Origin of the sequence: Exiguobacterium sp. AB2 (assembly GCF_000696055.1) — a bacterium.
Taxonomy (GTDB): domain Bacteria; phylum Bacillota; class Bacilli; order Exiguobacteriales; family Exiguobacteriaceae; genus Exiguobacterium; species Exiguobacterium alkaliphilum.
On sequence record NZ_JNAA01000057.1, the window covers coordinates 14,144 to 26,533 of the forward strand.

Annotated in this window: 11 protein-coding genes; 4 read left to right on the forward strand and 7 right to left on the reverse strand. The window is 55.4% G+C overall.

What is annotated here, in order from left to right:
* Nucleotides 1-142: 142 nt before the first annotated feature.
* The gene (locus DI14_RS07930) at nt 143-1,159 is read left to right on the forward strand and encodes a LacI family DNA-binding transcriptional regulator (RefSeq protein ID WP_034807284.1); all 1,017 of its coding nucleotides are present in this window, start codon (nt 143-145) and stop codon (nt 1,157-1,159) included.
* Here DI14_RS07930 and DI14_RS07935 read toward each other — a convergent pair whose 3' ends face one another.
* Nucleotides 1,160-1,870 carry a DUF1189 domain-containing protein gene (locus tag DI14_RS07935; RefSeq protein ID WP_034807287.1) on the reverse strand — a complete coding sequence of 237 codons (711 nt, stop codon included), beginning with the start codon at nt 1,868-1,870 and terminating at the stop codon, nt 1,160-1,162.
* Between the two features lie 172 nt (nt 1,871-2,042).
* Between DI14_RS07935 and DI14_RS07940 the strand changes: the two genes are divergently transcribed.
* The 3 genes from DI14_RS07940 (at nt 2,043) to DI14_RS07950 (ending at nt 6,868) form a co-directional block, all read left to right on the forward strand.
* Nucleotides 2,043-4,373, forward strand: coding sequence for a glycoside hydrolase family 65 protein (locus DI14_RS07940; protein ID WP_051622652.1), 2,331 nt, complete (start codon nt 2,043-2,045; stop codon nt 4,371-4,373).
* On the forward strand, nt 4,370-5,662 hold the full coding sequence (locus DI14_RS07945; RefSeq protein WP_034807290.1) for a glycoside hydrolase family 32 protein: 1,293 nt from the start codon (nt 4,370-4,372) through the stop codon (nt 5,660-5,662). The genes DI14_RS07940 and DI14_RS07945 overlap by 4 nt, the downstream gene beginning before the upstream one ends.
* Before the next feature lie 123 nt (nt 5,663-5,785).
* Nucleotides 5,786-6,868: a diguanylate cyclase gene (locus DI14_RS07950; RefSeq protein WP_051622646.1), complete on the forward strand. Its 1,083-nt coding sequence runs from the start codon at nt 5,786-5,788 to the stop codon at nt 6,866-6,868.
* A gap of 52 nt (nt 6,869-6,920) precedes the next feature.
* Here the strand turns inward: DI14_RS07950 and DI14_RS07955 are convergent, their stop codons facing one another.
* The 6 genes from DI14_RS07955 to DI14_RS07980 are packed head-to-tail and all read right to left on the reverse strand — an operon-like array spanning nt 6,921 to nt 12,309.
* On the reverse strand, nt 6,921-7,601 hold the full coding sequence (locus DI14_RS07955) for a glycerophosphodiester phosphodiesterase (RefSeq protein ID WP_034807292.1): 681 nt from the start codon (nt 7,599-7,601) through the stop codon (nt 6,921-6,923).
* A 1-nt stretch (nt 7,602) separates the two neighbouring features.
* Nucleotides 7,603-8,910 carry an ABC transporter substrate-binding protein gene (locus tag DI14_RS07960; protein ID WP_034807294.1) on the reverse strand — a complete coding sequence of 436 codons (1,308 nt, stop codon included), beginning with the start codon at nt 8,908-8,910 and terminating at the stop codon, nt 7,603-7,605.
* A gap of 15 nt (nt 8,911-8,925) precedes the next feature.
* Complete coding sequence (locus DI14_RS07965) at nt 8,926-9,735, reverse strand: carbohydrate ABC transporter permease (protein ID WP_034807295.1); 810 nt, start codon at nt 9,733-9,735, stop codon at nt 8,926-8,928.
* Nucleotides 9,732-10,637 carry a carbohydrate ABC transporter permease gene (locus DI14_RS07970; protein WP_034807297.1) on the reverse strand — a complete coding sequence of 302 codons (906 nt, stop codon included), beginning with the start codon at nt 10,635-10,637 and terminating at the stop codon, nt 9,732-9,734. Before DI14_RS07970 ends, DI14_RS07965 begins: the two co-directional genes overlap by 4 nt.
* Nucleotides 10,634-11,725 (reverse strand): ABC transporter ATP-binding protein, encoded by a 1,092-nt coding sequence (locus DI14_RS07975; RefSeq protein ID WP_034807298.1) that lies wholly within the window; start codon nt 11,723-11,725, stop codon nt 10,634-10,636. The genes DI14_RS07970 and DI14_RS07975 overlap by 4 nt, the downstream gene beginning before the upstream one ends.
* Complete coding sequence (locus DI14_RS07980; RefSeq protein WP_231557619.1) at nt 11,722-12,309, reverse strand: glycerol-3-phosphate responsive antiterminator; 588 nt, start codon at nt 12,307-12,309, stop codon at nt 11,722-11,724. The genes DI14_RS07975 and DI14_RS07980 overlap by 4 nt, the downstream gene beginning before the upstream one ends.
* Between the last annotated feature and the right edge of the window lie 81 nt (nt 12,310-12,390).

Genomic DNA, 12,390 nt, shown 5'->3' on the forward strand with positions numbered 1-12,390 from the left:
TTCGGAAAGCAAGTGTTTTTTGTTTTTGATTTTTTTCGTTGATATATCACTATTTACAGTCTATTCACTCTCAGTCTAAAATGAGTTTAATGACATCAAATCCCATAAAGATTCATAACGTTTTCATAAAGGAGTCCACATTATGGCCACATTAAAAGACGTCTCCCGCGCCTCCGGCTTTTCCGTCACGACCGTCTCGCGCGCGTTGAACGGGTACGATGACGTCAACAAAGAGACACGAGACAAGATTGTGAGCGTCGCGAAAGAGCTCGGTTACAGCCCGAACATATTAGCGCGCAGCCTCGTCAAGAAACAATCGAAGACGATCGGCTTCCTCGTCACCGATTTAAAACGCGAGAGCGTCAAAGATAACTTCATGTTTGAAACACTGTGCGGTGTGTCGGACGAACTGTCCGACCTCGATTACGAGTTCGTCCTTCTGTCGACGACGACGTCAAAACAAAAAAATAAGACGTACGGGCAAATGTGCGCCGAACGCCAACTCGATGGCGTCGTCATCCAAGGACTGAAGCGAGACGACCCCTACCTACTTGAGGCGATCGAAAGCAAGGTGCCTTGCGTACTCGTCGACATCCCCGTCGAAGGGCTCAATACCGGATACGTCACCTCGAACCAGTTAGAGAGCGCTAAACAAGCGGTCCGGTACTTGATTCGCCTCGGTCATAAGCAAATCGCGTTCATGAACGGGGCGCCCCACGCGTATGTGTCGACCGTCCGCTATGACGCCTATCGCCAAGTGCTTCAAGAGAACGGAATCGAGCTGAACGAAGCATACGTCTTGAACGGCGACTTCGAGGAAGGGGCGTCAAAGGCCGTCGCCTTGCCGTTCTTATTGAACCACCCCGAAGTCACCGCCATCTTCTGCGCATCTGACGTCATGGCGCTCGGCGTCCTTCAGGCGACACGCGAGCTTGGCTTGAACGTTCCTGAGGACTTGTCACTCGTCGGGTTCGACAACATCTTATTGTCGCAATACGTATCGCCCCCGCTCACAACAGTCGGTCAGCAACCATATGAGATGGGAAAAAAGGCTGCAGAGATGGTCGTTTCCATCGTCGAAGGCAAAGACGTGCCGCACGAAGCGTTCGTCAATAACCAGCTGATCCTCCGGGAATCGGTCACGAAAAATCGGCGATGACTAGTCATCGCCGATTTTTCGTATTGTCATGAAGGCAAAGATGCCGACCGTCGCCCAGTATAAAACAGGCAGCATTTGCACGGTGATCGGCAAAAGCGAGATTACCGTCCGCACGATTAGCGGTGCCGTAATCCCATAAGCCGTAATTGTCCATGCTTCTTTGAAGCGAATCGGAACAAAGCGCCGGAAGCTTAAACCCGCCACTGCCAGTAACGTGATTAGCACGATATGAACGAGCAAGTCTAGTAGGACCGCGCCGTAAATGTAGAGCGGATAAAACCAATTTAAGTCTGACCCAACATCGCGAACGTCCGCTTCAGTCAGTTGTTCTTTATTCACAAAATTTAGCAACGTCTCGTAACTGCTCAATTCCGTAGTGATGCCACTTCGTTTGAACACCCACCCCTCTTTTTCGAGCAATAGCGTCTGTTTCGCGTTCGTCGACCGCTCTTCCCCGACCATGACGACGAGGTCGAGCACGGGCATGTCGAACGCAAACGGCTCTTCGTACGTCAAGCCTTGTTCCGTCACTTGAAACGACGGCAACACCTCGTCAAACGTCGGCTGATTCAACCATTTCACGCTATACACAATGGCGTTAGCCAACAAGATGGCTACCACGACATAAAAGATCGACTTCCAAATTGACTGCCCTCGAAACTGTTGTACTTTCTTGAACTGAAACCCCAAACTCGCAATCATCTGCTCCATGCCAAACCTCTTTTCTAAAACGTTTCTATCCCCATTTAATCACGATTTTGAATCAAACAAAAGAGAAGTTCACAAAAATACGGCTTGATTGTCCGAAACGTTTCGGATAGAATGAGGTCGAATCAAGAAAGCGCTTTATTATACAGGAGGTTACAACGTGGCGAATACACTGATGAACTATACGACAGGTACTGGGGACTTAAAAGATTGGCTTGTGGCCGAGGACGGTTTCCGTCCCGAGTGGCTTGGGAAAGGTGAGGCGGTCTTCTCACTCGGAAACGGCTATATGGGACTACGCTCCGTGACAGAAGAACATTATGCGAACGAGACGCGCAATTTGTTCGTCGCAGGATCGTTCAACAAGTTTGCAGACAACGAAGTGACCGAGCTTCCGAACGCGGCAGACGTCTTATGGATGGAGTTCAAACTGAACGGGGTCCGTTTCGACTTGACGCAAGGAACAATCCATTCATATCGTCGAACGCTCAACGTCAAGCACGCCGAGTTGACTCGTGAAGTGACGTGGGAAAGCCCTAGCGGTGACATGTACGACCTCGTCTTCTCACGGTTCGTCTCGATGGCGAACGTGCACGTCATCGCCCAACGCGTGACCATCACGCCGAAACAAGCGACGACGCTCGCCGTCACGTCCGGCATCAACGGTCAGATGACAAACAGTGGTGTCCAACATTTCCTCGAGGGCGACAAACGGCTCTATGATGGTCGCTTCATGCAACAGCTACAAAAAACGACCGAGTCGGGCATCGACTTCGTCTTCCATAGCGTCCACCGCTTCAAGGCAGCCGAGACGATTGAACCGAAGTCAATCATCAAGATGGACCGCCGGAAGATTTTCTTTGACTATTCGGACATCGTTGTGCCGGCCGGCGAGACGCTGACGATCGAGAAGTATTCGACGGTGTTCACGTCACGCGACCGTGATGTCGAGGCAACGGACCTTGCGCCGTATGCCCTCGACGTGACGAAAGACGTCGAGGCGTTCGGCTACGACCGTCTTCTCGAAGAACACGTCAATGCGTGGGACGGACTCGTCTGGTCACACGTGCCGATTCAAATCGAATCGAACGACATGTTCGACCAGCTCGCGATTCGTTTCGCACAGTATCACTTGGCCGTCATGACACCCAAACATGACAACCGGATGAACATCGGAGCGAAAGGACTGTCTGGCGAAGGCTATAAAGGCCACACGTTTTGGGACACAGAAATCTTCATCTTGCCATACTATACGTATACGAACCCGAAAATCGCCCGCAGTCTTCTCGAGTATCGTTATCAGTCCCTCTCTGGCGCGCATCGGAAAGCGAAAGAGAACGGTTACGAGGGTGCGATGTTCCCGTGGGAGTCGGCTTGGCTCGATGATGGTGAGGTCACACCGGTTTGGGGGGCGGCCGATATCGTCACCGGCGAAGCGACGAAGATTTGGTCCGGCTTCATCGAGCAACACATCACGTCCGACATCGCGTTCGCCACGTGGCAATACTACCAAGTGACGGGTGATCAAGACTTCATGGACCAGTACGGCTATGAGTTGTTGATTGACACGGCCAAATTCTGGGCGAGCCGGTTGGAATGGAACGAAGCAGCCGGTCGTTACGACATCAATGAGGTCGTCGGACCGGACGAGTATAAAGAGCACGTCGACAACAACGCCTTCACGAACTATACGGCCCATTGGAACATCCAAAAAGCAATCGAGTATGTGGAACTCCTTCGTAGCGAGAAACCGGAACTGTTCGAACGCTTGAACGAAAAACTCGACCTCGAGACGGCCGAGGAACGCTTCCGTCACGTCCTCGACTTGATTTACTTGCCGCAAGTGCGCGAGGATGGCGTTTTGCCGCAAGACGATACGTACCTCAACAAACAGATTATCGATTTGACGAAGTATAAGAACCAAGAGAATGTCGGCTCGATGTTCCTTGATTATAACCTCGAGCAAGTGAACGAGATTCAAGTGTCGAAACAAGCGGACGTCATGATTTTGATGTACCTCCTCGAAGATTTGTTTACGGCTGACGTGAAGCGCGCGAACTGGGAATATTACGAGCCGAAGACGCTCCATGACTCGTCACTGTCGCTGTCGACCCACAGCGTGCTCGCGTCTGACCTTGGCGACCAAGAACTCGCGTACGACTTGTTCCGCCGCGCGTCTGAAATCGATCTCGGTCCGAACATGAAGACGTCTGACGCGGGCATTCACGCCGCCTCGCTCGGTGGGATTTGGCAAGCGGTCGTCAACGGGTTCGGCGGTGTGCGGATGACCGGCGGGAAGCTCCGAATCTCCCCGATGCTCCCGAAAGCGTGGACGTCCCTCACTTTCTCAATCGAATGGCAAGGCGAGACGCTCGACGTTCACGCCACGCAGCAGCATGTGACGATTACCCGACGCGTCGCGTCAGAGAAACCACTCCAGGTGGAAGTGTACGGAGAAAAACGCGTCATCACGGATACGTTCACAAGTGATGTGTTGACGGTATGACGTATCGTCCCCGCTTCCATTTCGCTCCACCGTTCGGTTGGATGAACGACCCGAACGGGCTATGCCAGTTCGACGGGACGTATCATCTGTTCTACCAGTACCATCCGTTCGGGGTCGAATGGGACGATATGCATTGGGGTCACGCCACGTCACGTGACCTCATCCACTGGGAACATAAACCGATTGCCCTCCGCCCCGGAAAGACGTACGACCGGGACGGGGTGTTCTCGGGCAGTGCGCTCATCGTGGATGACGTCCTTCACTTGTATTACACCGGAAGCGTCTGGCTCGACGAGAAACGGGAAGCGTTAAAGCAAGTCCAATGCCTCGCGACGTCCACAGATGGCGTGACGTTCACGAAGCATTCCGCCAACCCGCTCATTTCCAATGAGCCAAAGGGTGGGAACGCGCACGTCCGCGACCCAAAAGTATGGACGGCGAACGGACGGCACTACATGGTTCTCGGCACGCGTGACGCGACGGACGGGAAAGTCGTCTTGTATGACTCAGACGACGCCATCCACTGGACTGAGCGCGGCGTCGTTGCCGGAGAGACAGGTGAGCACGGTTGGATGTGGGAATGCCCGGACTTGTTCCACTTAGATGGCCAAGACGTCTTGCTCCTGTCTCCTCAAGGTATGGAGCCAAACGGTGATCGATATCATAACCTGCATCAATGCGGGTATTTCGTCGGCCAACTCGATGTCGAAACGCCCGTCTACACGCACGGTGCCTTCACCGAGCTCGATTATGGGCATGATTTTTACGCGGCCCAGACGTTTTTAGACGACCTCGGACGTCGTATTTTAATCGCGTGGAATGCGATGTGGGAACGAGATTGGCCTGAACAAGCCGAAGGGTGGACGAATCAGATGACACTTCCGCGCGAGTTGTCGCTTCGCGACGGCCGTTTGTATATGACACCCATTGAAGAAGTAAAGACGTTACGGCAAACGCGTGAGGTACTTCAAGATCCAACGTTCGAAGGGGATGCGCTCGAATTGACGTTCGAAGCCGACGGCGACTTCACACTTCAATGTTACGGGGACACCGCTACGTTCTCGAGACGAGGAAACGTCCTTGAACTCAATCGCGCCGGCGACATCCGCCGAATCCAGGCGGATGGACGCACATTCCGTATCTTCATCGACGCCTCGTCCATCGAAGTGTTCGTCAACGACGGAGAGTATGTATTTTCGAGCCGCGTCTACCCGGCTCAACAGGCTCGTCACTCGATTTCAGGTGACGTTAAAAATCTCACACTCTATCGGCTCGCGACCGCTACGTGAACCGAAAAACAAGTGCGTCATCCATGGGATGAGGCACTTGTTTTCGTAAACGTGCATTACCAATTGACATTTTTTAGCACTCTGTTACGGTTGAAGTATCGCTATTTTGAAGGAAGTGACATCGTGCCGTTTACCGCCCTTTTGTTGAATGCCTCCGTGGCGTTCACAGGCTTTTACTTAATCTCTAAGTTGTATCACTCTGAACACTTCGGACCTTTTCGATTCCGCGGTTTCTTAATCGGATTATTGACCGGGGCAATCGGTCTGTTCCTTATGATGAACGCGGTCCAAGTGAACGGTGAAGTGCGTGTCGACTTACGGTATTTGCCGCTCGTCCTGCTCGCCTTTTACGGGGCCCGCTTCCCGCTCTTAATCGCGACCGTCATCATCGCAAGTACCCGCTTTCTGTTCGGACTGACCGACCAGGCCGTCGTCGCGTTCATCGCCACGTTCGTCATCAGCCTCGGCATGTGGTGGATTCATCGGCACGTCCATCGCCTGTTGTTACAGAGCATGCTGTTACATGTCTGGGCGCTCGTCATCACCTCGATCTCGATTCTTGTCAACCTCGGATGGAACAGCGCTTATGTAGAAATCGTCCTGACTTTCTGGGTCGTCGGGCTACTCGTCGGGACACTCGCGAGCCTGCTCGCCATCGACTTAGAACAGATGACGCGACGTTCCAAGGAGTATAAACATTCGGCCGAACGCGACCATTTGACCGGTTTGTTCAATCGCCGGATGTGGGAAGAGCGGACGACATCTCTCGTGTCCGAGAGACGAGCGTATAACGTGCTCGCCCTTGATATCGACCACTTTAAACACGTGAACGATACATATGGTCATCCAAACGGCGACCTCGTCTTGAAACGGTTCGCCGAACTGTTGAAGGTTGAGACACGGTCCCATGACGTGGTCGCACGAATCGGTGGCGAAGAGTTCGTCATCCTCATCTATGACTTACCTCCCGAGAAAGTGGTCAAAGTCGCCGAGCGGATTCGGGAACGGATTGCGGCCGAGGCGTTCATTCTGTCGGACGGGACGTCGATTCGAATCAGCACCTCGATCGGCATCGCCCACGGGAGCGCCTTGCCGGTCGAGTCGATGAGCAGCCTCGCCGACACGGCGCTCTATGAAGCAAAAGACAAAGGACGAAATCGGACGGTGGTGCGACATGCCAGCGCACACATGCTCGTTCCAAACTAACGAAAAGGAGGTCTGTTCATCGCAACCCGATGAGCGGACCTCCTTTTCACCATTATCGGATGACCGCGAGCCGTTCGACTTCATCCGTCATGATGGCGTCAACTTCGGTCGTGTCCGGGAGCTCGTTCGGATCATTGATCGTATACAGCCGCGTCACAATCCCGTTTTCGCTTAATTTCACCGCGTCCGCTGTCCCGGCGAACGCGGGCTGGGCGTGGACGGCCTCGGCTTTGATGCGTTCGACGAATCCGACGAGATCGGGATGCCCTTCCCCCGTCAAGACGGCGATCCTCGCCTCGGGCGCGACGTCGCGCAGTCGGACGAGCGTGTCCGAATTGAACGACGAGAAGACGACGCGGTCGGCGAGTCCGAACTCTTCGGTCGCGAGCCAGGCGAGTTGCTCAATCCCTGAATAGTCGAATCGGTCCGTCTTCAGTTCGACGTTCACCGTGACGTCATGGGCCGCGACGAGGGCGAACACTTCCTCGAGCGTCGGGATGCGTTCCCCTTCGCTTCGAAGCGCACGCAGTTGACGGAGCGTCATGTCTTTCACATAACCGCTCCCGTCCGTCGTCCGGTCGACCGTCTCGTCATGGATGACGACGAGGCGGCCGTCTTTCGTCCGTTGCACGTCGAGCTCGATGCCGTCGACGTAAGGAAGCGCCGCCTCGAACGCACGGAGCGTATTTTCCGGATGCTTGGCGCTATAACCACGATGAGCGTAAAGCTGCATCTTATTGCCCCAAGGTGGAAGTCGTCTCATCAGCCGCGCGCTTCAACGCGTCCTCGACCGACACACCTTGATACAAGCTCTCCATCGCGTTGACGACGCTTTGGCGTGACTGCGGGAACGACGAGATGAGGGCGCCTTGCGTCGCCGGCGACGTCTTCGTCTCGCTCAACTGATCGACCGTCACTTTCAACTGCGGGTATTCGGCCCACACGTCTTCGACGATCGGCTCGCTGTAGGCGTCCGGGTTGATGGCGAAGTAGCCGGTCTCGACGTGCCATTTCGCCTGCGCTTCTTTCGAGGCGGCAAATTTCATGAACTCCCATGCGCCTTGTTTCGTTTCGTCGGCGATGCCGTCACCCATCCAGAGCGAGGCGCCCCCGATGACGACACCTTCGCGGTCCGCCTCGTTCGGTACCGGCAAGTATGACACGCCGACGTCAAACGGTGCGTTGTCGACGACCGTCCTTACACCGGCCGACGAGTCGAGGTACATCGCGACGTTACCCGACTGGAAGGCGGCACGCATGTCGTCCCAGTTTTGACCGACGTTCAAGAACGTCTTCTCGTCGTACATGTCTTTAATCAAGTTGAAGGCGTTCTGTCCCTCTTCCCCGTCAAACACCGCTTTCGTCGGAGTACCGCTGCGACCGTTGTCGTTGTCGACGTAAAGCCCGCCCTGCGCGGCGACGAGCTGTTCGAAGAACCAGCCGTAGTTGAGGATCGTAAAGCCAGTCTGGCCGTCACCCGTCAGAGCTTTCGCCGCCTGTTTCAATTCGTCATACGTGCGCGGCGCTTTCTCTGGGTCGAGCCCGGCTTCTTTGAACGCGTCCTTGTTGTAGATGAGTACCGGCGTCGACGAGTTGAACGGCATCGAGTACTGTTTGCCGTCGACTTGATAATAGCTCAAGATGTTTTCTTCCCAAACGCTCGTGTCGAAGTTCTCTTTATCGATGAACTCTTGGACCGGTGTGATTTTGTTCGTGTCGATCATATACTTCGTTCCGACCTCGAACGTCTGCATGATCGCCGGGGCGTCCGCTGAACCGGCGACGGCGTTGAACTTCGTGAGCGCCTCTTCATACGTCCCTTGGAAGATCGGTTTCACTTCATAGTCGTCTTGTGAGGCGTTGAAGTCATCGACTTGGTTGTTGAGCGCGGTCTCTAAGTCCCCGCTCATCGCGTGCCAGAACACGACTTCCGTCTTCCCGTCCGCTGTCGCCGATGCTTCCGGCGCCGCCTCCTCGCTGCCACACGCCCCGAGCAATAACACCGAACTGGCCAACCCTGCGAATAATGCTTTTTTCTTCATGTAAACTTCCTCCTTTTATTTGATTGCGCCTTGCGTCAAACCTTCTTGCAGTTGCTTTTGTCCTGCGAAGAGTAAGAGTAGTGTCGGGATGATGATCATGACGACGGCCGCCATGACGACGCCCCAGTCCGAGGCGATCTCGTTCGACTGCATCTGTTTAATCCCGATTTGCACCGTTCGCGCCTGCTCCGTGTTCGTCACGAGGAGCGGCCATAAGTACATGTTCCATGTCGTCAAGAAGCTATACACCGACAACGTGACGAGCGGTGTCTTCGAGACCGGTAAGACGACGTTCCAAAAGAAACGGAAGCGGCTGATGCCAGCGATTTGGGACGCCTCGTACATCTCGTACGGAATCGTCTTGAACTGTTGTCGAAGTAGGAACGTCCCGAACGCGAGCGCGAAGAACGGAACCGACAACCCCCACACCGAGTTGAGCCAGCCGAGCGACTGCACGGTCAAGAAGTTCGGTACCATCGTCGCTTCCCACGGCACCATCATCGTCGCGAGGAACAGCATGAAGATGAGCGCTTTCCCTTTGAAGTCGATGAAGACGAACGCGAACGCGGCGAGGCTCGACAAGACGACTTGCCCGACCATGACGAGGAGCGCGACGACGAGACTGTTCACGAGATACGTCAATAGCGGGATCCGATCGAACGCGGCGACGTAGTTCGCGAGCGATGGTTCTTGTGGGATGAGATTGCCTTTTAACACCTCGCTCCCATCCATGAGGCTGATGGAGAACGCATACCCGATCGGGAACAGCATGACCGCCGCGCTCAAGACGAGCAGCGTGTATACGAGTGCATTTCGCATCGTCATTGGTAATGCACCTTCCTTTCGACGAGCTTGAACTGGAGCCACGTCAACAGGAGCACCGTCACGAATAAGAGCACGGCCTGCGCACTCGCCCCGCCGACGTTGTAGTTGATGAACGCGTCCTTATAGATGGCGTAGACGATGACGTTCGTTGAATTCGTCGGACCGCCTTTCGTCAGCAAATCGATTTGCCCGAACGTCTGGAAGGCGTTGATGAGCGAGATAATGCCGACGAAGAAGAGTGTCGGCGACAGCATCGGAATCGTGATGGCCCGAAGTTGGGTCCAGTAGTTCGTCCCGGCGATGTCCGCACTCTCATAGAGCGTCCGGTCGATATTTTGCAGGCCGCCGAGGAGAATGAGGAACGTGAACCCGACGTTCATCCAGACGGTCGCGAGCGACACGGACAGGAGCGCATATTGCGGGTCGAGGAGCCACTGGACCCCGCTCGCCCCGACCGCTTCTAAAAAGCGGTTGAAGATACCGATCGACGGGTTATACATGAACATCCAGATGACCGACGACGCGGCGACACTCATCCCCATCGTCGCCGAGAACGCCGTCCGAAAGAATCCGATGCCGCGCAGTTTCTCGTTGGCAAGTAAGGCGAGGCCGAGCGCGATGAGGATCGTGAGCGGCACGGTCAACGCGACGAACCCGACCGTCGCCTGGACGCTCTGCCAAAACGTCGCGCTCGTGAAGAGCCGGGCGTAGTGCCCGATTCCGACGAATTCGAGCGGCGTCCCTTGCGTGTCCGTCCGGAAGAAGCTCAAGTAAATCGTCCGGAGAAGCGGATAGACGAGGAAAATCCCGAACAGCGCAATCGACGGCGACAAGTACAACAGCCCGCTCACCGCGTCCGAAATCCGTGTCTTGACGCGTTGTCTCGGCAATGCGACCGTCATTGGAACACCTCCAGCGCCTCGAATAGTTTCGGCTGACGCGGTTCGATGCGGTCACCGCTCGCGTCAAAGAGCGACATCTGTTTCGGGTCGACGTAACAGGCGACCTTCTCCCCAATCGAGAGCGGCCACTGCCCCGACCATTTGGCGAGCCATTCCGTCCCACCGACGTCAAAGGCGAGAATCGTCTCCGTGCCGAGCACCTCGATGTTTTTCAACTCGGCGTAGAACGTGACCTCGTCATGGGCCGGTAAAATCTGCTCCGGACGGACGCCGAGCGTCGCCGTCTCTTCTGTCGTCATCACGTTCGGGTGGAACTGACGCCCATCCGCGGCGACGAAGCCTTTGTCGCTTCGTTTCACCGGCACCAAGTTCATCGGCGGCGAGCCGATGAACGACGCGACGAAGGTGTTCGCCGGCTTGTTGTACAGATCGAGCGGCTTCCCGACTTGTTGAACTTCCCCTTCGTTCAACAGCATCATCCGATCGGCCATCGTCATCGCCTCGACTTGGTCGTGCGTGACGTAAATCATCGTCAAGTTCAGCTTGCGTTGCAGCTGCCGAATCTCCGAGCGCATCTTCGCCCGGAGCTTGGCGTCAAGGTTCGAGAGCGGCTCGTCCATGAGGCAAATCGGCGCCTCGGTGACGATAGCTCGGGCCAGGGCGACCCGTTGCCGTTGTCCGCCCGACAGCTCGCGCGGCTTTCGCTTCAAATAGTCGGTCAACCCGAGCGTCTCGGCGGCCGCATGGCACCGTTCGCGCTGCTCGAGTTTCGTCAGCCCTTTCGTATGTAGGCCGAACGTGATGTTCTTCTCGACCGTCATATGCGGATAGAGCGCATAGTTTTGGAACACCATCGACAGTTGGCGCTCGCTCGGTTTGAGCTCGTTCGCGGCGACACCGTCAATCCGGAGCGTCCCCGCCGTGATCGACTCAAGCCCTGCGATCATCCGGAGCATCGTGCTCTTGCCGCAGCCGGACGGTCCGACGAGCGCGAAGAACTCGCCCGCCTCGATCGTGACGTCGATGCCGCGGATGACCTCGGTGTCGCCGTACGACTTTTTGATTTGTTGCAATTGAATCGACTTCATATGATGTCCTCCTTCATTCCTTGTGACGCCCAGAGCCGCTCGTCTCCCGTCGATACGGCAAACGCACCGTGCGATAGCGCTTGATGCACCTCGATCGGCTTACGAATCATGCCGCCCGTCACGATTGGGAACGGCACGCTCCCGGCGACGTGCTCGATGACGTTCGGGATGAGACCTGGCATGAGTTCGAGCGCGTCCGGCTCGTGGTCATTCGCCATCTTGATGCCCGACGTGACGGCGTCCGAGTCGACTAAAAATAAGCGCTGTACCGTCATGAGCCCGGCGCGTTTCGCGTGCTGGATGACCGACGCCTTCGTCGTGACGATGCCGTCGGCGCCGACGCGTTTCGCCAAATAGTCGATGCCATCCCGGTCGAGGCTGATGCCATTGATGCGCTCGGCATGCAAGAAAACGGTCTTGTTCTCCCGTTTCAGATGTGACACGTAGCGGTCGAGCGTGCTGAGTGTGCCCATCATGAGGAACGTCGTCGTGACGTCCGATTGAAGGAACTTTTCGAATTGTTTCGGCGACTTGATGGAGGCGATCATCTTCTCCTCGCCGATCGTGCGAAGTGTTTCATTCACTTGACTCACCCTTTCCTAGAAAAAAGGACCAACAGAAACTAGACGTCAATGACGTAGTGGCTTCTGTTGGTCTCTCGAATG